The 21,858-nt window shown below is 54.7% G+C and carries 17 protein-coding genes; 9 read left to right on the top strand and 8 right to left on the bottom strand.

The window, feature by feature from the left end; genetic code table 11:
- Window positions 1-34: 34 nt before the first annotated feature.
- The 8 genes from rihC (at window position 35) to folA (ending at window position 10,332) form a co-directional block, all read left to right on the top strand.
- Entirely contained in the window at window positions 35-952 is a 918-nt protein-coding gene (gene rihC, locus WFK85_RS12270) for a ribonucleoside hydrolase RihC (protein WP_166993499.1), read from the top strand.
- A gap of 159 nt (window positions 953-1,111) precedes the next feature.
- A complete protein-coding gene (dapB, locus tag WFK85_RS12265; protein ID WP_166993501.1) occupies window positions 1,112-1,933 on the top strand; it encodes a 4-hydroxy-tetrahydrodipicolinate reductase in 822 nt (273 codons plus the stop codon).
- 459 nt (window positions 1,934-2,392) lie between these two features.
- Window positions 2,393-3,541, top strand: a complete 1,149-nt coding sequence (carA, locus tag WFK85_RS12260; protein ID WP_166993503.1) for a glutamine-hydrolyzing carbamoyl-phosphate synthase small subunit — start codon at window positions 2,393-2,395, stop codon at window positions 3,539-3,541.
- Between the two features lie 18 nt (window positions 3,542-3,559).
- Window positions 3,560-6,784 carry a carbamoyl-phosphate synthase large subunit gene (gene carB / locus WFK85_RS12255; protein ID WP_008461705.1) on the top strand — a complete coding sequence of 1,075 codons (3,225 nt, stop codon included), beginning with the start codon at window positions 3,560-3,562 and terminating at the stop codon, window positions 6,782-6,784.
- A 139-nt stretch (window positions 6,785-6,923) separates the two neighbouring features.
- A complete protein-coding gene (locus tag WFK85_RS12250; RefSeq protein ID WP_166993505.1) occupies window positions 6,924-7,157 on the top strand; it encodes a YgdI/YgdR family lipoprotein in 234 nt (77 codons plus the stop codon).
- Window positions 7,158-7,261: 104 nt separating this feature from the next.
- Window positions 7,262-7,792, top strand: a complete 531-nt coding sequence (kefF, locus tag WFK85_RS12245; protein ID WP_166866883.1) for a glutathione-regulated potassium-efflux system oxidoreductase KefF — start codon at window positions 7,262-7,264, stop codon at window positions 7,790-7,792.
- Complete coding sequence (gene kefC / locus WFK85_RS12240; protein ID WP_008461711.1) at window positions 7,785-9,647, top strand: glutathione-regulated potassium-efflux system protein KefC; 1,863 nt, start codon at window positions 7,785-7,787, stop codon at window positions 9,645-9,647. Before kefF ends, kefC begins: the two co-directional genes overlap by 8 nt.
- A gap of 205 nt (window positions 9,648-9,852) precedes the next feature.
- Entirely contained in the window at window positions 9,853-10,332 is a 480-nt protein-coding gene (gene folA, locus WFK85_RS12235) for a type 3 dihydrofolate reductase (RefSeq protein WP_008461713.1), read from the top strand.
- Between the two features lie 36 nt (window positions 10,333-10,368).
- Here the strand turns inward: folA and apaH are convergent, their stop codons facing one another.
- Genes apaH through lptD form a run of 6 tightly spaced genes read right to left on the bottom strand, consistent with a single transcriptional unit; the run spans window position 10,369 to window position 17,126 of the window.
- On the bottom strand, window positions 10,369-11,220 hold the full coding sequence (gene apaH, locus WFK85_RS12230) for a bis(5'-nucleosyl)-tetraphosphatase (symmetrical) ApaH (protein ID WP_166993511.1): 852 nt from the start codon (window positions 11,218-11,220) through the stop codon (window positions 10,369-10,371).
- Between the two features lie 4 nt (window positions 11,221-11,224).
- The gene (apaG, locus tag WFK85_RS12225) at window positions 11,225-11,602 is read right to left on the bottom strand and encodes a Co2+/Mg2+ efflux protein ApaG (protein WP_008461718.1); all 378 of its coding nucleotides are present in this window, start codon (window positions 11,600-11,602) and stop codon (window positions 11,225-11,227) included.
- A gap of 3 nt (window positions 11,603-11,605) precedes the next feature.
- Complete coding sequence (gene rsmA, locus WFK85_RS12220) at window positions 11,606-12,430, bottom strand: 16S rRNA (adenine(1518)-N(6)/adenine(1519)-N(6))-dimethyltransferase RsmA (RefSeq protein ID WP_039300352.1); 825 nt, start codon at window positions 12,428-12,430, stop codon at window positions 11,606-11,608.
- Window positions 12,427-13,416 carry a 4-hydroxythreonine-4-phosphate dehydrogenase PdxA gene (gene pdxA / locus WFK85_RS12215; RefSeq protein ID WP_008461723.1) on the bottom strand — a complete coding sequence of 330 codons (990 nt, stop codon included), beginning with the start codon at window positions 13,414-13,416 and terminating at the stop codon, window positions 12,427-12,429. The genes rsmA and pdxA overlap by 4 nt, the downstream gene beginning before the upstream one ends.
- Window positions 13,409-14,701 carry a peptidylprolyl isomerase SurA gene (surA, locus tag WFK85_RS12210; RefSeq protein WP_008461725.1) on the bottom strand — a complete coding sequence of 431 codons (1,293 nt, stop codon included), beginning with the start codon at window positions 14,699-14,701 and terminating at the stop codon, window positions 13,409-13,411. Before surA ends, pdxA begins: the two co-directional genes overlap by 8 nt.
- 58 nt (window positions 14,702-14,759) lie before the next feature.
- Entirely contained in the window at window positions 14,760-17,126 is a 2,367-nt protein-coding gene (lptD, locus tag WFK85_RS12205) for an LPS assembly protein LptD (RefSeq protein ID WP_166993513.1), read from the bottom strand.
- Window positions 17,127-17,307: 181 nt separating this feature from the next.
- Between lptD and djlA the strand changes: the two genes are divergently transcribed.
- Complete coding sequence (djlA, locus tag WFK85_RS12200) at window positions 17,308-18,126, top strand: co-chaperone DjlA (RefSeq protein WP_008461730.1); 819 nt, start codon at window positions 17,308-17,310, stop codon at window positions 18,124-18,126.
- A 29-nt stretch (window positions 18,127-18,155) separates the two neighbouring features.
- On the opposite strand, the gene rluA is transcribed toward djlA, so the two are convergent.
- Window positions 18,156-18,815, bottom strand: a complete 660-nt coding sequence (rluA, locus tag WFK85_RS12195; protein WP_008461732.1) for a bifunctional tRNA pseudouridine(32) synthase/23S rRNA pseudouridine(746) synthase RluA — start codon at window positions 18,813-18,815, stop codon at window positions 18,156-18,158.
- 136 nt (window positions 18,816-18,951) lie between these two features.
- Window positions 18,952-21,858 (bottom strand): RNA polymerase-associated protein RapA, encoded by a 2,907-nt coding sequence (rapA, locus tag WFK85_RS12190; RefSeq protein WP_336707765.1) that lies wholly within the window; start codon window positions 21,856-21,858, stop codon window positions 18,952-18,954.

The raw sequence follows: 21,858 nt of genomic DNA, 5'->3' as shown, positions 1-21,858 counted from the left end.
TGTATGCCCGCTGGCATTTTTTATGGAGAACAGCATGACCAGAACCCCGATTATTCTTGATACTGACCCCGGTATCGACGATGCGGTTGCCCTTGCCGCGGCTTTATTTGCACCCCAGCTAGATTTGAAACTCATCACCACCGTGGCTGGAAATGTCTCGGTGGACAAAACCACGCGTAATGCCCTTCAACTGCTGGAGTTTTGGCAGAAAGAGACGCCCGTGGCGAAAGGGGCTTCTGTCCCGCTGCTGCGCCCGCTGCGGGATGCAGCTTACGTGCACGGCGAGTCGGGGATGGAAGGGTATGTCTTCACCGAAACATCTCGTCGTGAACTGCCAATTCCCGCATTCCAGGCCATGTACGATTGTCTGAAAAGCAGCGATGAGCCGGTGACTCTGGTTACCATTGGTCCACTGACTAACGTTGCCATGCTGCTGACGCAGTACCCTGAATGTAAGACGCGTATTAAACGCGTGGTCATGATGGGGGGCTCTGCGGGGCGGGGCAACTTTACGCCGACGGCTGAATTTAATATGGCCATTGATCCCGAGGCGGCAGCACGCGTCTTTGACAGCGGGCTGGATATCGTCATGTGTGGGCTGGATGTGACAAATCGTGCAATGCTTGCGCCTGAATTTCTGGCTCAGCTGCCAGCCTTAAATCGCACCGGGAAGATGCTGCATGCGCTATTCAGTCATTACCGCAGCGGCAGCATGGATACCGGGCTGCGAATGCATGATTTGACCGCCATTGCGTGGCTGGTGAAGCCCGAGCTGTTCCACACATTCCCCTGCTTTGTCGCGGTAGAAACGCACGGTACTTATACCAGCGGAACGACAGTGGTGGATCTCGAACATCGTCTCGAACGTCCGGCCAATGCACAGGTTGCGCTGGATATTGATATCCCAGGTTTTCAGGCGTGGGTTGCTGAAGTTCTGGCGTTGGCACCGTGAATAATTATCCCATTAAAAGCAGGGGAATTATCTGCGTTATTGATAACTGCCGGGCCATGACAGTAAATTCTAATTATGGGTGTTTTCGGCTGGCGGCCTGCTAGAGGGCTGGTTAACCTGATAACGTTTTTACGAATTATTTAACCAAAGAGTAATGATATGCATGATGCACAGATTCGCGTAGCCATCGCGGGCGCGGGCGGCCGTATGGGGCGCCAGTTAATTCAGGCGGCTTTACAACTGGATGGCGTTCAGCTCGGGGCGGCGCTTGAGCGTCCGGGTTCTTCCCTGGTCGGTAGCGATGCGGGTGAGCTGGCCGGCGTGGCAAAAACAGGGGTACTGGTAAGCGATAACCTGGATGCTGTCGCTAACGATTTCGACGTTTTTATTGATTTTACTCGCCCTGAGGGAACGCTGGCTCACCTGGCATTTTGCCTCAAGCATGGCAAAGGCATGGTCATCGGCACGACGGGTTTTGATGAGGCCGGCAAGCAGGCCATTAACGATGCGGCGCGTGAGATCCCGATTGTTTTCGCGGCAAACTTTAGCGTGGGCGTGAATGTCATGCTGAAGCTGCTGGAGAAAGCGGCAAAAGTCATGGGCGATTACACCGATATCGAAATCATCGAAGCGCACCACCGCTACAAGGTGGATGCCCCGTCAGGCACCGCGTTGGCGATGGGTGAAGCGATTGCTCAGGCGATGGACAAAGATCTTAAAGATTGTGCAGTTTATACCCGCGAAGGCCATACCGGTGAACGTGTGCCTGGCACTATCGGTTTTGCCACCGTGCGTGCGGGCGATATCGTCGGGGAGCATACCGCGATGTTTGCAGATATTGGCGAGCGGGTTGAGATTACCCACAAGGCTTCCAGCCGTATGACGTTTGCTAATGGGGCAGTTCGTTCAGCTTCATGGCTTAAAGGTAAAAAGAACGGTATTTTTGATATGCGAGATGTGCTAGATCTCAATAATTTGTAGTTAAGTGTATCCTTATAAATGTGGTTTTATGTTTTCAATTGATTGATTTTAGGGTGATTAATTTCACCCTTTTGTTTTTTTTAAATGTTTGATATTAATTTATCTATGTAATCCATTAAATTGGTTCCTATCCTCTGTTTTTGTGTTGTTGTAATGTTAATTTTGACCACTTGGTCCACTTTTTCACTGCTCTCTCTCCACTTTCCCAGTATTCATGGTCAGCAACCGATTACTTTCCCCAGGTTAGTTGGCTATTTTGACCTTCAAATCAGATATTTTTACTCTGAGCGGCAAAAGAGACATAAAAACTTCGCCTTGAGGTAGACTTTTACCCGGCTTGTCTCTAGAATGCCGCCGTTTGCCAAAAATCCGTAGGGCAGACGCTTTTTGCATTTGATTCAGGCGTTAGTTTTGAATTAATATGCGAATAAATTGAATGTTTATTCCCTGGAGGACGTTTTGATTAAGTCAGCGCTGTTGGTTCTGGAAGACGGAACCCAATTCCACGGTCGGGCCATTGGGGCATCGGGTACGGCAGTGGGTGAAGTCGTTTTCAATACCTCATTGACCGGTTATCAAGAAATCCTCACTGATCCTTCCTACTCCCGCCAGATCGTCACTCTTACTTATCCTCATATCGGTAATGTCGGCACCAATGAAGCCGACGAAGAATCCTCCCAGGTTCATGCGCAAGGCCTCGTCATTCGTGACCTGCCGCTGATTGCCAGCAACTTCAGAAGTCAGGAAGACCTTTCTTCTTACCTTAAGCGCCATAACATCGTGGCGATTGCCGATATTGATACCCGTAAGCTGACCCGCCTGCTGCGTGAAAAAGGTGCCCAGAACGGCTGCATCATCGCGGGCGATAACGTAGACGCGGCCCTGGCGCTGGAAAAAGCGAAAGCATTCCCTGGCCTGAACGGCATGGATCTCGCTAAAGAAGTCACCACGAAAGAAGCTTACACCTGGCAGCAGGGGAGCTGGACGCTGGAAGGCGACCTGCCAGAAGCGGCAAAAACCGAAGAGTTACCTTTCCACGTAGTGGCTTATGACTACGGCGCGAAACGCAACATTCTGCGTATGTTGGTGGACAGAGGCTGCCGCCTGACGGTGGTGCCTGCTCAAACGCCAGCGGAAGAGGTGCTGAAGATGAACCCGGATGGCATCTTCCTTTCTAACGGCCCTGGCGACCCGGCACCTTGCGACTACGCCATCAGCGCAATCAAATCCTTCCTGGAGACAGACATTCCTGTCTTTGGCATCTGCCTTGGTCACCAGCTGTTGGCGCTGGCCAGCGGTGCCAACACCGTAAAAATGAAGTTTGGTCACCACGGCGGCAACCACCCGGTAAAAGACCTGGATAAAGACTGCGTGATGATCACCGCGCAGAACCACGGTTTCGCGGTTGATGAGGCCACGCTGCCTGCTAACCTGCGCGTAACCCATAAATCACTGTTCGATGGCACCCTGCAGGGGATTCATCGTACCGATAAAGCCGCGTTCAGCTTCCAGGGGCACCCTGAGGCGAGCCCGGGGCCGCACGACGCTGCACCGCTGTTTGACCACTTTATCGATTTGATTAAGCAATACCGTTCTACCGCTAAATAATCAGGAGCCGAGAAGACCATGCCAAAACGTACAGATATAAAAAGCATCCTGATCCTCGGTGCGGGCCCGATTGTTATCGGCCAGGCCTGTGAGTTTGACTACTCTGGCGCGCAGGCTTGTAAAGCGCTGCGTGAAGAGGGTTACCGCGTTATTCTGGTGAACTCCAACCCGGCCACCATCATGACCGACCCGGAAATGGCGGATGCAACCTACATCGAACCAATTCACTGGGAAGTGGTACGCAAAATCATCGAAAAAGAGCGTCCGGATGCGGTGCTGCCAACCATGGGCGGCCAGACCGCGCTGAACTGCGCGCTGGAGCTTGAGCGTCAGGGCGTACTGGAAGAGTTCGGCGTCACCATGATCGGCGCTACCGCCGATGCTATCGACAAGGCTGAAGACCGTCGTCGCTTCGACATTGCGATGAAAAAAATCGGTCTCGACACCGCTCGTTCCGGTATCGCGCACAATATGGAAGAAGCGCTGGCGGTTGCGGCAGACGTGGGTTATCCGTGCATCATTCGTCCATCCTTTACCATGGGCGGCACCGGCGGCGGCATCGCCTATAACCGCGAAGAGTTTGAAGAGATTTGCGAGCGCGGCCTGGATCTTTCCCCAACCAAAGAGCTGCTGATTGATGAGTCGCTGATTGGCTGGAAAGAGTACGAGATGGAAGTGGTGCGTGATAAGAACGACAACTGCATCATCGTCTGCTCTATCGAAAACTTCGACCCGATGGGGATTCATACCGGGGACTCCATCACCGTGGCACCAGCGCAAACGCTGACCGATAAAGAATACCAAATCATGCGTAACGCCTCGATGGCGGTACTGCGTGAAATCGGCGTGGAAACCGGCGGCTCAAACGTTCAGTTCTCCGTGAACCCAAAAACGGGCCGCCTGATTATTATCGAGATGAACCCGCGTGTGTCCCGTTCTTCAGCGCTGGCGTCTAAAGCTACGGGCTTCCCGATTGCTAAAGTTGCCGCGAAGCTGGCAGTCGGTTACACCCTTGATGAGCTGATGAACGACATCACAGGTGGCCGTACTCCGGCATCCTTCGAACCGTCCATCGACTATGTTGTGACGAAAATTCCTCGCTTTAACTTCGAGAAATTTGCTGGCGCAAATGACCGTCTGACCACCCAGATGAAATCCGTGGGTGAAGTCATGGCTATCGGTCGTACTCAGCAGGAATCACTGCAGAAAGCGCTGCGTGGCCTGGAAGTGGGCGCTACCGGCTTTGACCCGAAAGTCAGCCTGGATGACCCGGAAGCGCTGACCAAAATCCGCCGCGAGCTGAAAGACGCTGGCGCAGAGCGTATTTGGTATGTGGCTGACGCATTCCGCGCGGGCCTGTCCGTAGATGGCGTGTTCAATCTGACCAACATCGACCGCTGGTTCCTGGTGCAGATTGAAGAGCTGGTGCGTCTGGAAGAGCAGGTGGCTGAAGTGGGCATCACCGGCCTGAACCATGACTTCCTGCGTATGCTGAAGCGCAAAGGTTTTGCGGATGCACGCCTGGCTAAACTGGCTGGCGTGCGTGAAGCTGAAATTCGCAAACTGCGCGAGCAATATAACCTGCACCCTGTCTACAAACGCGTAGACACCTGTGCGGCAGAATTCGCTACCGACACCGCTTATATGTACTCCACGTATGAAGAAGAGTGTGAAGCGAACCCGAACCATGACCGTGACAAAATCATGGTGCTGGGCGGCGGACCAAACCGTATCGGTCAGGGCATCGAGTTCGACTATTGCTGCGTACACGCCTCGCTGGCGCTGCGTGAAGATGGTTACGAAACCATTATGGTTAACTGTAACCCGGAAACCGTGTCTACCGACTACGACACCTCCGACCGCCTCTACTTTGAGCCTGTCACCTTTGAAGACGTGCTGGAAATCGTCCGCGTTGAGAAACCAAAAGGTGTCATCGTACAGTACGGCGGCCAGACTCCGCTGAAACTGGCTCGTGCGCTGGAAGCGGCTGGTGTGCCGGTTATCGGTACCAGCCCGGATGCTATCGACCGTGCAGAAGACCGTGAGCGTTTCCAGCACGCCGTTGAGCGCCTGAAGCTGAAACAGCCTGCTAACGCCACCGTAACGGCTATCGAGCAGGCGGTAGAGAAAGCCGTCCAGATTGGTTATCCGCTGGTGGTTCGCCCTTCCTATGTGCTGGGCGGCCGCGCGATGGAAATCGTCTACGACGAAGCAGACCTTCGCCGTTACTTCCAGACCGCGGTTAGCGTTTCCAACGACGCGCCGGTGCTGCTTGACCGCTTCCTTGACGATGCGGTCGAAGTGGACGTGGATGCCATTTGCGACGGTGAAACCGTGCTGATTGGCGGCATCATGGAACACATCGAGCAGGCGGGCGTTCACTCCGGTGACTCGGCATGTTCTCTGCCGGCTTACACTTTGAGCCAGGAAATTCAGGATGTGATGCGCCAGCAGGTGCAGAAACTGGCCTTTGAGCTCCAGGTGCGTGGCCTGATGAACGTGCAGTTTGCGGTGAAGGACAACGAAGTTTACCTGATTGAAGTGAACCCACGTGCCGCGCGTACCGTGCCGTTCGTTTCTAAAGCGACGGGCGTGCCGCTGGCAAAAGTTGCCGCTCGCGTTATGGCAGGCAAAACGCTGGTTGAGCAGGGCGTCACCAAAGAAATCATCCCGCCTTATTACTCGGTGAAAGAAGTGGTGCTGCCGTTCAACAAATTCCCGGGCGTTGACCCGCTGTTAGGGCCAGAAATGCGCTCTACCGGGGAAGTGATGGGCGTGGGGCGTACTTTCGCAGAAGCTTTCTCTAAAGCGATGCTGGGCAGCCAGTCCACCATGCGTAAGCCAGGCCGCGCGCTTCTCTCCGTGCGTGAAGGTGACAAAGAGCGCGTAGTTGACCTGGCCGCGAAGCTGCTGAAACAGGGCTTCGAGCTGGATGCGACCCACGGTACAGCGATTGTGCTGGGCGAAGCGGGTATTAACCCACGCCTGGTGAACAAGGTGCATGAAGGGCGTCCGCACATTCAGGACCGTATCAAGAATGGCGAATACACCTACATTATCAACACCACCGCGGGCCGCCAGGCGATTGAAGACTCCAAGCTGATTCGCCGCAGCGCACTGCAGTACAAAGTGCATTATGACACCACGCTGAACGGGGGTTTCGCCACGGCGATGGCGCTGAATGCCGATGCTACCGAGAAGGTGATTTCGGTGCAGGAAATGCATGCCCAAATTAAGGGTTAAGCTTTCTTGTCCTGAAAGAATGTTCCGAAAATAACGGCAACGGCCTCTGAAAAGAGGCCGTTTTACTTTATACCCAGCGAGATAGTCTACAGTTAACCAGCACACAACTGAAAATGACTAAACACGCTGGGAGAACACCATGCAGAAACGAACTTTACTTGCTTCCCTCTTCACTGCCGCAGCGCTGCTGATCGTGGCGGGCTGCTCGTCCAATCAGGCAGTTAAAACCAGTGATGGCAAAACGATCGTGACCGACGGCAAACCGCAGGTTGATAAAGACACGGGCCTGGTGTCATACAAAAATGCCGAAACGGGTAAAACCGAGCAGATCAACCGCGATCAGGTGAAAGAGATGAGCGAGCTGGATAACTAGTTAAGAAATATCCAACAACACGCTCAGCAATATTGACTGTTAGCCTGTCGATTAACTGACTAAACTCACTGTCATTACAGACAGTAGTGAAGACAGGCTTAACAATGATTCTTATAATCTATGCGCATCCCTATCCCCAGCATTCCCATGCCAACCGGCAAATGCTCGAGCGAGCCAAAGCGCTTCCGGGGGTAGAGATTCGCTCCCTCTATGAACTTTATCCCGACTTTAATATCGACATTGCCGCTGAGCAGCAGGCGTTAAGCCGCGCTGATTTGGTTATCTGGCAGCATCCCATGCAGTGGTACAGCGTGCCGCCGCTGATGAAATTGTGGATAGACAAAGTGCTTTCGCACGGCTGGGCATACGGCAAAGGTGGGAATGCCCTGCACGGCAAAGAGGTGATGTGGGCCGTGACAACCGGCGGCAGCGAAAAACATTTTGAACTGGGCGATCACCCTGGATTTGACGTTCTCGCCCAGCCTCTGCAGGCCACGGCGCTCTACTGCGGAATGCAGTGGCTTCCGGCCTTCGCGATTCATTTCACCTTTGTTTGCGATGAATTGACGCTTGCCCGCCAGGCGGATGACTATAAGCAACGCTTGATTGACTGGCAGGAGGCTCATCGTGGATAGCCACAGCTTAATTCAGGCATTAATTTACCTCGGTTCTGCCGCGCTGATCGTGCCTATCGCCGTGCGGCTCGGATTAGGTTCCGTGCTGGGCTACCTGATTGCCGGCTGCATTATTGGGCCATGGGGGCTGGGGCTGGTTACCGACGCCGAAACTATTCTGCACTTTGCTGAAATTGGCGTGGTGCTGATGCTCTTTGTTATCGGGCTTGAGCTTGATCCTCAGCGGCTATGGACGCTTCGCGCCTCGGTGTTTGGCGGCGGTTTTCTGCAAATGGCGGCCTGCGGGCTGGCGCTCGGCGCATTTTGTATCGTGATGGGGCTCAACTGGAAGATCGCCTTGCTTATTGGCCTGACGCTGGCGCTCTCATCCACCGCGATTGCTATGCAGGCGATGAACGAACGCAACCTGACCGTCACGCCGATGGGGCGAGGCGCGTTTGCCGTACTGTTGTTCCAGGATATCGCGGCGATCCCTCTGGTGGCAATGATCCCGCTGCTGGCGAGCAGCGGCGGGACGATGACCTTTGCGACGTTTTTAATTTCCGCGCTTAAGGTAGCGGCGGCGCTGGCTCTGGTTGTACTGCTTGGGCGCTATGTCACCCGGCCAGTGCTGCGATTTGTGGCGCGCTCGGGGTTACGTGAAGTGTTCAGCGCCGTGGCGCTATTCCTGGTGTTTGGCTTTGGCCTGCTGCTTGAAGAGGCCGGGCTTTCGATGGCGATGGGGGCGTTTCTTGCCGGGGTGCTGTTAGCCAGCTCCGAATATCGTCACGCGCTGGAAAGCGATATTGAGCCGTTCAAGGGCCTGCTGCTGGGGCTGTTCTTTATCGGGGTTGGGATGTCTATCGACTTCGGGACTTTGCTCGACAACCCGCTGCGTATTCTCGTCCTGCTGGTCGGTTTCCTGGTCATCAAAACGCTGGTGCTCTGGCTGGTCGCTAAGCCTTTAAAAGTGCCGCGTAAGCAGCGACGCTGGTTTGCCGTTTTGCTGGGGCAGGGAAGTGAATTTGCTTTTGTTATCTTCGGCGCGGCTCATATGGCTCAGGTGCTGGACGACGACTGGTCGAAGTCGCTGACGCTTGCCGTGGCGCTATCCATGGCGGCCACGCCTCTGTTGCTGGTGCTGCTGAACAGGCTCGAGAAAACGGGCAGCGAGCAGGCCGGAGAGGCCGACGAAATTGATGAAGAGCAGCCCCGGGTTATCATCGCGGGCTTCGGACGCTTTGGGCAGATTGCCGGTCGTCTGTTACTGAGCAGCGGAGTGAACGTGGTTATTCTGGATCACGATCCTGACCATATAGAGACGCTGCGAAAATTTGGCACCAAGGTCTTTTATGGGGACGCCACCCGCGTTGACCTGCTTGAGTCAGCCGGGGCCGCAGGCGCTGAAGTGCTGATTAACGCCATTGACGATCCTGAAGCCAGCATGCAGCTCACTGAACTGGCGAAGGAGCACTTCCCGCATCTGCAGATCCTTGCCCGCGCGCGCGATATTAATCACTACATCCGCCTGCGTCAGGCGGGGGTCGAGATGCCGGAACGTGAAACGTTCGAAAGCTCGCTGAAGATTGGCCGTCGTGCGCTGGAGGGATTGGGCGTCGGCAAATACGAAGCGCGCGAGCGGGCCGACCACTTCCGCCGTTTTAACCTGCAAATGCTTGAAGAAATGGTGCCGACTGATGATAAGACCGCCGAGCGCGCGGATGTCTTTAAGCGCAACAGCGCGATGTTGACAGAGGTTATTAACGAGGATCGTGCGCACCTGCACGTTATCCAACGTGATGGCTGGCAGGGAACAAAAGAGGGTCTTCACAGCGGTAAACTTTCCGATGAACCCCCGGTCAGGCCAGCAGAGTGAACTTGCTGAAAAATATTTACTTTTCCTTATAGTGAGCGGGGGTTAACGCTAACCCCTTGTTCCATATCCCGCAGTTGAAAATCAGGGCGCGATGGCCGCAGCAGAATAAAAAAAATTCTCGTTACGCCCATCGCCTGCTGTCGACGAAAGATTGCGCTTTCCGTATAGTGGCGGCAATTTTTTTCATCATCCTTAGGTTATATAAATGATCAGTCTGATTGCTGCTTTGGCGGTGGATCGCGTTATCGGCATGGAAAACGCCATGCCATGGGATTTGCCTGCCGACCTGGCCTGGTTCAAGCGCAATACGCTCAATAAACCTGTTGTTATGGGGCGTCTGACCTGGGAGTCTATTGGCCGCCCGCTGCCGGGACGTAAAAACATCGTTATTAGCAGCCAGGCCGGAAATGACGATCGCGTTGAGTGGGTGAAATCGGTGGAAGAGGCTATTAAAGCCTGCGGTGATGCCGAAGAAATCATGGTGATTGGCGGGGGACGCGTATACGAGCAGTTCCTGCCCAAGGCGCAGCGTCTTTACCTGACCCATATTGATGCGGAAGTGGAAGGGGACACGCATTTCCCGGATTACGATCCGGATGAGTGGCAGTCAACCTTCAGTGAATTCCACGATGCCGACGAGAATAACTCCCACGGTTATTGCTTCGAAATTCTGGAGCGTCGTTAAGTTTTACCTCTCTCTCGACAGAGAGAGGGGTAACTTCTAAGAGGCGGCAGCGGTTTGATCTTCGCCGCTATCCTGCTGACGATTTGAAGGCTGTACGAACCAGGCTTTATCTTCCCAGCGCAGGCAGGTTAGTTCTCCCCCCCAGCAGCAACCCGTATCCAGCGCATAGATCCCTTCCGGCGTGCCTTTCCCTTCCAGCGATGCCCAGTGACCAAAAGCCACAGAATATTCGGCGGTAACGGGGCCAGGAATCGCAAACCAGGGCTTCAGCGGCGAAGGCGCTTTTTCCGGCGTGTCTTTGCAGTACATATCCAACTGGCCGTTAGGGAAGCAATAGCGCATGCGGGTGAGCGAGTTAGTGATGAAACGCAGGCGTGCCAGCCCGGAGAGATCGCTGGACCAGTTGTTGGGCATATCGCCATACATTGCATCCAGGAAAAGCGGGTAGCTGTCGCTGGAGAGAACGGCTTCGACATCACGCGCGCAGGCCAGCGCGGTATTGATATCCCACTGAGGCGTGATCCCCGCATGAGACATAACAAGCTTTTTCTCTTCATCCACCTGAATGAGCGGCTGACGACGAAGCCAATTGAGAAGCTCGTCGGCATCAGGCGCTTCCAGCAGTGGCGTAACGCGGTCTTTAGGTTTGTTGCGGCTGATGCCCGCAAAGACGGCTAAAAGATGCAGGTCATGGTTACCGAGTACCACTCGTACGCTGTCACCGAGACTGCGAACATAGCGCAGCACCTCCAGAGAAGCTGGCCCACGAGCCACCAGATCGCCCGTCAGCCACAGTGTATCTTCTTCAGGGTTGAAATTAACCTGCTGCAGCAACGCGATCAGTTCATCGTAGCAGCCGTGAACATCGCCAATCAGATATGTAGACATGGTATCAGTGAATAAAAGTTGGAATGGCCAGACGGAAAACGGGGATCTCGACCCTGAAGGCCTCTCCCTGCGCATCGACCATTTCATAATGGCCCTGCATGGTGCCGAGCGGCGTTTCGATAACCGCTCCGCTGGTGTACTGGTAGTCGTTGCCCGGTTCAATATGCGGCTGTTCGCCGACGACACCTTCGCCCTGAACCTCGGTTTCGCGGCCGTTGCCGTTGGTAATTAGCCAGTAACGGCCAAGTAGCTGAACTGCTGTTCGCCCCAGATTGCGAATAGTGACTGTGTACGCAAATACGAAACGCTCATCCTCAGGCGAGGACTGCGACTCAATATAAAAGCTTTGTACCTGCACGCATACGCGGGGCGAATCAAGCATAGTTTAGCTCTCCGACGGCTGTTGTGGGTTGTCAGCCAGATAGTTTGCAAGCTTACAGTACTGCTCAACGGAAATGTTTTCCGCACGCAGCGTCGCATCGACGCCCAGCTCCGCCAGCACGTCGGCACTGAACAGATGACCAAGGCTGTTACGGATAGTTTTACGACGCTTGTTAAAGGCTTCCGTGGTGATACGGCTCAGCACGCGCAGATCTTTCACCGGGTGCGGTAAAGTCGCGTGTGGTACCAGACGCACAACGGCAGAGTCCACTTTTGGTGCAGGCGTAAACGCCGTTGGCGGGACTTCAAGCACAGGAATAACGTTACAGTAGTACTGCGCCATCACCGACAGGCGGCCATAGGCTTTACTGTTTGGCCCGGCGACTAAGCGGTTAACCACCTCTTTTTGCAGCATGAAGTGCATGTCTGCAATGGCATCAGTATAGCTAAAGAGATGGAACATCAGCGGCGTAGAGATGTTATACGGCAGGTTACCGAAGACGCGCAACGGCTGGCCGATTTTCTGCGAAAGATCGCCGAAATCCATGGTCATGGCATCCTGCTGATAAATTGTCAGCTTGGGGGCCAGGAACGGGTGCGTTTGCAAACGTGCGGCAAGATCGCGGTCCAGTTCGATAACGGTCATTTTATCCATACGTTCACCCACAGGCTCGGTCAGTGCACCAAGGCCTGGACCAATTTCGACCATTGCCTGGCCTGGCTGTGGGTTAATTGCGGAGACAATACTGTCGATAACGAACTGGTCATTAAGGAAGTTTTGTCCAAAACGTTTGCGGGCAAGGTGGCCCTGGTGGACTCGAGTATTCATTGACTATTTACAATCATTTTAATGGCGAGATTAAGCGCCGTAATAAAACTGCCGACGTCGGCTTTTCCCTGGCCTGCCAGCTCAAGAGCCGTGCCGTGGTCAACCGAGGTACGGATAAAAGGTAACCCCAACGTGATATTTACCGCGCGGCCGAAGCCCTGATATTTCAACACGGGCAGACCCTGATCGTGATACATCGCCAGTACGGCGTCAGCACTATCGAGGTATTTAGGCTGGAATAGCGTATCTGCCGGTAACGGGCCAGAAAGGTGCATCCCCAGAGCGCGCATCTCATTTAACACCGGGATAATAGTGTCTATCTCTTCGGTGCCCATATGGCCACCTTCCCCGGCGTGTGGATTGAGACCGCAAACCAGTACATGCGGCTGCGGGATACCAAATTTGGTTTGCAGGTCATGATACAGGATGGTGACAATCTGGCGTAGTAAATCCGGCGTAATGGCGTCAGAAATTGCTTTCAGCGGCAGATGCGTTGTGGCCAGCGCAACGCGCAGCTCTTCCGTGGCCAGCATCATCACCACTTTTTCGCTGTGTGAGCGCTCTTCGAAGAACTCGGTGTGACCAATAAACGGAATCCCGGCATCGTTGATAATGCCTTTGTGTACCGGCCCGGTAATCAGCGCGGCGAATTCTCCGTTCAGGCAGCCATCGCATGCCCGAGCGAGCGTCTCGACGACGTAAGCACTGTTACGCACATCCAGTTGCCCTGGAATGACCGGCGCACGTAGCTCAACGGGCAGCACGGTTAACGTACCTGCAGCCTGTGGTTTTGCCGGTTGATTTGCCTCGAAAGGCTGGAGCGTCAGGGGGAGACCGAGCAGAGAGGCTCTGGCAAGTAGCAATTCTGGAGAAGCGCAGACGACCAGTTCAACGGGCCAGTCGCGTTGCGCTAACGCGACGACCAGGTCGGGACCAATCCCGGCGGGTTCGCCGGGAGTGATGGTCACACGAAAAATGTTAGCCATTGCTGCCTATGATTTTCACGTAAGCGCTGGCGCGCTGTTCCTGCATCCAGGTTTGCGCTTCTTCGGAGAACTTGCGGTTGAACAGCATGCGGTAGGCACGGTCTTTTTGCGCCGCATCGGTTCTGTCGACTTTACGCGTGTCCAGCAGTTCGATCAGGTGCCAGCCGAAGGAAGAGTGCACCGGGGCGCTCATCTGGCCTTTGTTCAGCTTCTGCAGTGCATCGCGGAAAGCAGGATCATAAATATCCGTTGCCGCCCAGCCCAGATCGCCACCCTGGTTCGCTGAACCTGGATCGTCCGAGAAGGATTTCGCTGCTGCGGCAAAGGTGGTTTTCCCGCTCTTAATGTCAGCGGCAATTTGCTCCAGTTTCTGGCGCGCCTGAGTATCGTTCATGATAGGCGACGTTTTCAGCAGAATGTGGCGGGCGTGAACTTCGGTCACAGAAATATTCTGGTTCTGACCGCGCATATCGTTAACTTTCAGGATGTGGAAACCAACGCCTGAACGAATAGGCCCGATAATGTCGCCCTTCTTCGCCGTGCTCAATGCCTGGGCAAAAATAGAAGGCAGTTCCTGGATGCGACCCCAACCCATTTGGCCGCCTTTCAGCGCCTGCTGGTCGGCAGAATAGCTGATCGCGAGCTTGCCGAAGTCTGCCCCGTTGCGTGCCTGATCGACAACGTTACGTGCCTGTTTTTCTGCGTCATCAACCTGAGCAGAGCTTGGGTTTTCTGGCAGGGCAATCAGGATGTGGCTCAGGTTCAGTTCGGTACTGCTGTCGTTCTGATTGCCTACCTGTTGTGCAAGGGCATCAACTTCCTGCGGCAGGATTGAGACGCGACGACGAACTTCATTGTTACGCACTTCCGAAATCGTCATCTCTTTACGGATCTGACTGCGGTAGGTGTTGTAGTTCACGCCATCATAGGCCAGACGGCTGCGCATCTGATCCATGGTCATGTTGTTCTGTTTTGCAATGTTGGCGATGGCCTGATCGAGTTCATCGTCGGTGATCTTCACGCCCATCTTCTGGCCCATCTGCAGGATGATTTGATCCATGATCAGACGTTCAATGATTTGATGGCGAAGCGTCGCGTCGTCAGGAAGCTGTTGCCCCGCGTCGCGTGAGTTCATTTTGACGGACTGCATTAAGCCGTCAACATCGCTTTCAAGGACTACGCCGTTATTGACTACGGCAGCTACTTTGTCGACAACCTGCGGGGCTGCAAAAGTTGTGTTCGCTACAAGTGCGACACCAAGAAGCAGCGTTCTCCAGTTCTTCATACTTTTTCCATTTTACTTAGCCGCAAAGCGGATTATTTAGAGAATTCGTCAAAGTGAATTACATCGAACTTTGGTATGGCAGAATGTTAGTACGCAGCATCTGCGGAATACCCAGGCCATAGTTGGAACTCAGGCCACGTAACTCGATGTTAAAGCCGATTACGTTATCGTATTTACTCATGTTATTTTCCCACCCGTTGATCTTACGCTCGACGCCAACACGAATGGCATAACAGCAAGAGCTGTACTGCACGGCGAACATAGAGTCAGCGGACTGTCGGGCATTGGTATCGTAGTAGTAGGCCCCGACAACGGACCAGCGATCCACGATTGGCCAACTGGCGACCATACCGACCTGCGAGATCCCTTCTCTATACTGATCGGCGGTAGAGTAAACTGTCGGCAGCGTAGCCTGAATATACTCCGGGCTGGCATAACGATAGGTCAACTGTGCCATACGATCGGCATCGCGACGGTACTCAATGGCGCCGCTGCCGTTCGCTACGCTACCCAGGCGAGCATCATACTGTACCCCGCCGCGCAGGCCCCAGCGATCTGTCATACGCCAGTAGGTGTCACCGGCCCAGACCATGGAGCCCGTTTTCTTATCTTTCTCCCAGTTAATGTTGTCATCCCCGGTACGGGACTGGGTGAAATAGTAGATTTGACCCGCGGATACGTTAAAACGTTCAACCGATGCGTCATCATAAACCCGGGAAGTTAAGCCCGTCGTGACCTGGTTTGCGGAAGCAATGCGGTCCAGGCCACCATAGGTGCGGTCGCGGAACAGGCCGCTGTAGTCGGACTGCAGCAGCGATGAGTCGTAGTTGTTGATAGCACTTTGGTTGCGATACGGCACGTACAGGTACTGAGCGCGTGGCTCAAGCGTCTGTGTCCAGCCGGCAACGGAGTCCATATCACGGTCAAAGATCAGCTTGCCGTCCATTTTAAACTGCGGCAGCGTGCGGTTGACGGTGTTTTCTAATGTGCTGTTGGCGTTAATCTTCTGCTTATATTCATCAAGATTACCTTGCTGATAATGGGTCATCATCAGCTTGGCTTCGGTGTTCAGGCTTGCCCAGCCGTTGGAGACAGGCAGGTTGATCACCGGTTCAAGGTGCAGACGCGTTGCATCAGGCATGTTGTCATTCACGTTAGTGAATTTCACCGCCTGGCCATAAATTCGGGTATCAAACGGGCCCACGTCATTCTGGTAGAAGTTGACGTCCAGCTGCGGCTCTGCACGGTAAGAGCTGGTGAATGTACCCAGCTGGTTGGCAAAGACCTGGAATTGTTTAGCGGACAGCGTCGCGTCAAAGTTCTGATTAGCGTAGCCGACGCTAAATTTTTGCGTGGCGTAGCCGTCGGTACTGTTACCATAGGGTGAGCTGAAGTCGTTGAAGTAGCGCGAGTCGCTGACCTTGGTGTAATCGACGTTGAAACGCCACACCTGGTCCATGACCCCGCTGTGGTTCCAGTAGAACAGCCAGCGGCGATCTTTTTCGCCCGGCGCAACGCCCTGCTCGTTTTTGTATTCGTCATCCGACGGGAGATAGTCAAACTCCATCAAGCCTGAACCTGCCTGGGTCAGGTAGCGGAATTCGTTCTGCCACTGGATACCGCCACGCTTATCAATATAGTGAGGCGTGATAGTGGCATCGAAGTTTGGCGCAATGTTCCAGTAATAGGGCAGCGCGAACTCAATGCCGCTGTTGGTGCTGTATTTAGCGCTGGGGATCAGGAAGCCCGAACGGCGTTTATCGCCAATAGGCAGCTGCAGGTAAGGGCTGTAGAACACCGGTACCGGGCCCAGTTTAAAGCGGGCGTTCCAAATCTCCGCCACTTCTTCCTGCCTGTCCTGAATCACTTCAGTACCAACCACGCTCCAGGTGTTGGAACCCGGCAGGCAGGAGGTGAACGTCCCGTTTTCGAGAATCGTGTAGCGGTTGTCGCCGCGCTGTTTCATGAGGTCTGCGGTACCGCGACCCTGGCGGCCAACCATCTGGTAATTACCGTCCCAGACGTTAGTATCTTTGGTGTTTAAATTTGACCAGGCTTTAGGACCTTTCAGGATGACCTGATTGTCGTCGTAATGCACATTACCTAAGGCATCTACGGTGCGGACGGGATCCGTTTGACCTTCGACCAGCTTCTGGTGAAGCTGAACTTCGTCTGACTGCAGGCGGCTGTTACCCTGCTGAACGTCAACATTCCCGGTAAAAACGGCATTATCCGGGTAGTCACCTTTGGCGTGATCGGCCTGGATTGTTACCGGCTGGCTATTGCCGTCGTCCTTAACCAATGGACGATTGTAGCTTGGGATACCCAGCATACACTGCGAGGCAAGGTCGGCAGCCATACCTTGTTGGCTATAAAGGGCTGAACCAATCAGTGTGGCCAGCAAGGTGGGAATACGTTTTTTCATACGTGTTATTTGTTGTTCCGTCATCAGGGTATAGCGAAGGCAAACGGTCAGAGACTAACGTACTCATCACCACAGCGCTAGTGTTAATCCAGCCCATTAGCAGTATGCCGTTAGGCAGCGCTATCAATGGCGGGTATGATAAAGCAAATTCTAGACGACAGCATGATGATTTGGGGAGTATATGCAGTATTGGGGAAAAGTACTCGGTGTTGCTTTGGGGTTAATCTCAGGCGGCGGCTTTTGGGGTGTGGTGATAGGTTTTCTTATCGGCCATATGTTTGATAAGGCACGCAGCCGTCGCGGGGCCTGGTTTGCTAACCAACAGCAGCGTCAGGCGATCTTTTTTTCTACCACTTTTGAAGTGATGGGGCACCTCACCAAATCGAAAGGTCGGGTAACGGAAGCTGATATTCAAATAGCGTCTTTATTGATGGACCGAATGCAGCTTCATGGTGAGGCGCGCGCCGCCGCTCAGCGAGCATTTCGCGCGGGGAAAGAAAATAACTATCCGCTCAGAGAAAAGATGGGGCAGATGCGAAGCGTCTGTTTTGGCCGTTCTGACTTAATTCGGATGTTTCTGGAAATACAAATCCAGGCTGCGTTTGCGGATGGCTCGCTGCACCCAAATGAGCGTCAGGTGCTGTATGTGATTGCCGAAGAACTGGGGATCTCACGTGCCCAGTTCGACCAGTTCTTGCGCATGATGGAAGGCGGCCAGCAGTTCGGTGGTGGCCAGTACCAATACCAGCAATCGCAAGGCGGCTTCGCGCAGCAGCAAAGAGGCCCGACGCTGGAAGATGCCTGCAAGGTGCTTGGGGTAAAAAGCAGCGATGAGCCAACGGTTATCAAGCGCGCGTACCGTAAGTTAATGAGTGAGCACCATCCTGACAAGCTGGTGGCAAAAGGCCTGCCGCCGGAAATGATGCAGATGGCGAAGCAAAAGGCCCAGGAGATTCAGGGCGCTTACGATCTGATTAAAACCGCAAAAGGGTTTAAGTAGAAAAAGGCCTCTCAGTTGAGAGGCCTTTTTTAGAAGTCCGCCGGCGCTTTAAACGTCATTGGCGTACCGTAGCTCGGGTGCGTGATGGTGAGCATCTCGGCATGGAGCTGAAGACGCGGCGCCATGGCAAGCGCTTCTGGCGTCGCGTAGAAGCGGTCCCCGAGAATCGGGTGCCCCAGCGCCTGCATATGCACGCGAAGCTGGTGCGAACGCCCGGTAATCGGCATGAGCTGTACACGAGCGGTATTGTCCGCCGCGTATTCCAGCACCTGATATCCAGTCTGCGCAGATTTCCCTGTCTCGTAGCATACCTTCTGCTTTGGTCTGTTAGGCCAGTCGCAAATCAGCGGTAGATCCACCAAACCTTCTTCCGGCTGTGGATGGCCCCAAACGCGAGCCACATACTGCTTTTTCGGCTCGCGTTCACGGAACTGGCGCTTTAGCTCGCGCTCTGCCGCTTTGGTCAGCGCCACCACGATCACGCCGCTGGTTGCCATATCAAGTCGATGGACCGATTCCGCCAGCGGAAAGTCGCGCTGAATGCGCGTCATCACGCTGTCTTTGTGCTCGTCAAGACGTCCCGGAACGGACAGCAGGCCGCTGGGCTTGTTAACCACCATGATGTGCTCATCCTGGTACAGGATAACCAGCCAGGGATCGAGAGGCGGATTGTAGGGTTCCATCAGCATTTACTCTGCATCCTTCAAGCTGCAGCCGCGTTGGCTGCTCTCACTTATCCCAGTCACTGACTTTAGTCAGCTCCTGGGAATTCTCTCTTTTGCCGCCTTGCTGCAACTCGAATGATTTGAGTAAAGCGACGCATATTTACTGGTGCGTCACAACGATCAAACGCAGGGCATCAAGACGCCAGTTAGCCTGGCTCAACGCTTCCATCACCTGCTGGCGATTGGTTTCGATAGCTGCAAGCTCGTCGTCACGAATGTTTGGGTTAACGGCTTTCAATGCTTCCAGACGGGACAGCTCAGCGCTCAGCTTCTCATCGGCTTCTTCACGAGCTGCGTCGATCAGCGCCTGTGCCGCATCGGCAACTTTTTCTTCCGCCACCTGCAGAATAGCGTGCACGTCGGACTGCACCGCATTCACCAGTTTGCTGCCGGTATGGCGGTTAACCGCGCTGAGCTGGCGGTTGAAGCTTTCAAACTCCACCTGCGCCGCGAGGTTGGTGCCGTTCTTATCCACCAGCATGCGCACCGGCGTCGGCGGCAGGAAGCGGTTGAGCTGCAGCTGTTTAGGCGCTTTGGCCTCAACAACGTAAACCAGCTCCAGCAGCAGCGTGCCCACCGGCAGCGCTTTATTTTTCAGCAGAGACAGGGCACAGCTACCGGTATCGCCTGACAGGATCAAATCCAGGCCGTTGCGGATGATCGGGTGTTCCCAGGTCACAAACTGCGCGTCTTCGCGGGACAAGGCGACGTCACGCTCGAAGGTGATTGTGCAGCCGTCTTCCGGCAGGCCCGGGAAGTCAGGGACCAGCATATGGTCGGACGGAGTAATGACGACCATGTTGTCGCCGCGATCGTCCTGGTTAATGCCGACGATATCAAACAGGTTCATGGCAAAGCTAACGAGGTTAGTGTCGTTATCTTGCTCGGAAATGGCTTCTGCCAGCGCCTGCGCTTTTTCACCGCCGTTGGAATGAATTTCCAGCAGACGGTCGCGGCCCTGCTCAAGCTGCTGCTTCAGGGCATCGTGCTGCTCGCGGCACTGCTTGATCAGCGCGTCAAAGCCTTCGGTATTTTCCGGTGCCGCGAGATATTCGATCAACTGCGGGTAGACGCTGTCATAAATGGTGCGGCCGGTCGGGCAGGTGTGTTCGAAGGCATCCAGGCCAGCATGGTACCAGTCCACCAGGACCGACTGAGCGGTTTTTTCCAGGTACGGAACGTGGATCTGGATGTCGTGCGCCTGGCCAATACGGTCGAGACGGCCAATACGCTGCTCCAGCAGGTCCGGGTTAAACGGCAGGTCAAACATCACCAGCTGACTGGCGAACTGGAAGTTACGGCCTTCTGAGCCAATCTCTGAGCACAGCAGGACCTGAGCGCCGGTATCTTCTTCCGCAAACCAGGCTGCAGCGCGGTCTCGTTCGATGATGGACATGCCTTCATGGAAGACGGCTGCGCGGATGCCTTCGCGCTCACGCAGAACCTGCTCAAGCTGGAGTGCCGTCGCGGCCTTGGCGCAGATCACCAGCACTTTCTGCGAACGGTGACTGGTCAGGTAGCCCATCAGCCATTCAACGCGTGGGTCGAAGTTCCACCAGGTGCCGGTGTCGCCTTCGAACTCCTGATAAATCTGCTCCGGATACAGCATATCCCGGGCGCGATCCTCCACGGACTTACGCGCGGCCATAATACCGGAGACTTTAATCGCCGTCTGGTACTGGGTTGGCAGCGGCAGGCGAATGGTGTGCAGTTCGCGTTTCGGGAAACCTTTCACGCCGTTACGGGTGTTACGGAACAGCACGCGGCTGGTGCCGTGTCTGTCCATCAGCATGGAAACCAACTCCTGGCGCGCGGCTTCACTGCCTTCGCGATCGCTGTTGGCGGTTTGCAGCAGTGGCTCGATATCCTGCTCGCCAATCAGCTCACCCATGGTATTCAGCTGCTCATCGGTCAAGCGATCTCCTGCCAGCAGCAAGGCGACGGCGTCTGCAACCGGGCGGTAATTCTGCTGCTCGTCGACGAACATGGCGAAATCATGGAAGCGATTTGGGTCCAGCAGGCGTAAGCGCGCGAAGTGGCTTTCCATGCCCAGCTGTTCAGGCGTGGCGGTCAGCAACAGGACGCCAGGAACATGTTCGGCCAGCTGTTCAATGGCCTGGTATTCACGGCTGGGCGCATCTTCGCTCCACACCAGATGGTGAGCTTCATCGACAACCAGCAGATCCCACTCCGCTTCGCAGAGGTTTTCCAGGCGCTGTTTATTGCGGCGCACGAAGTCCAGCGAGCAAATGACCAATTGTTCGGTGTCAAACGGGTTGCTGCTGTCGTGCTGGGCTTCCGCGTAACGTTCATCGTCAAACAGCGCGAAGCGCAGGTTAAAGCGGCGCAGCATTTCGACCAGCCACTGATGCTGCAGTGTTTCCGGCACCACAATCAGCACGCGCTCGGCGCTACCGGCCAGCAGCTGCTGGTGGATGATCATCCCGGCTTCAATGGTTTTACCCAGGCCAACCTCATCCGCGAGCAATACGCGCGGAGCATGGCGGTGGCCAACATCATGAGCGATGTTTAGCTGGTGAGGGATCAGGCTGGTGCGCATCCCGCGCAGGCCGCTCCAAATCTGGCGCGACTGTTCGCTCTGATATTTGCGGGCGCGGAAACGCAGCGCAAAGCGGTCCATACGGTCGATTTGCCCGGCGAACAGGCGATCCTGTGGTTTGCTGAAGACCAATTTGCTGTCGAGAAACACTTCGCGCAGCAGGACGTCAGACTCTTCGGTATCGAGACGGGTGCCGAGGTAGGCGAGTAAACCCTTTTCTTCCTTAACTTCATCAACTTTCAGCTGCCAGCCTTCATGGCTGGTAATCACATCGCCTGGGTTAAACATCACGCGGGTGATCGGGGAGTCATTTCTGGCGTACAGACGATTTTCACCCGTTGCCGGGAAGAGCAGGGTAACCATACGCGCATCCAGCGCCACCACGGTTCCCAGTCCCAGTTCGCTTTCGGTATCGCTGATCCAACGTTGACCAAGTGTAAAAGGCAT

Source organism: Cedecea sp. VD22 (genome assembly GCF_037150195.1).
GTDB lineage: Bacteria > Pseudomonadota > Gammaproteobacteria > Enterobacterales > Enterobacteriaceae > Cedecea.
This window is presented reverse-complemented; position numbering and strand designations above follow the sequence as displayed.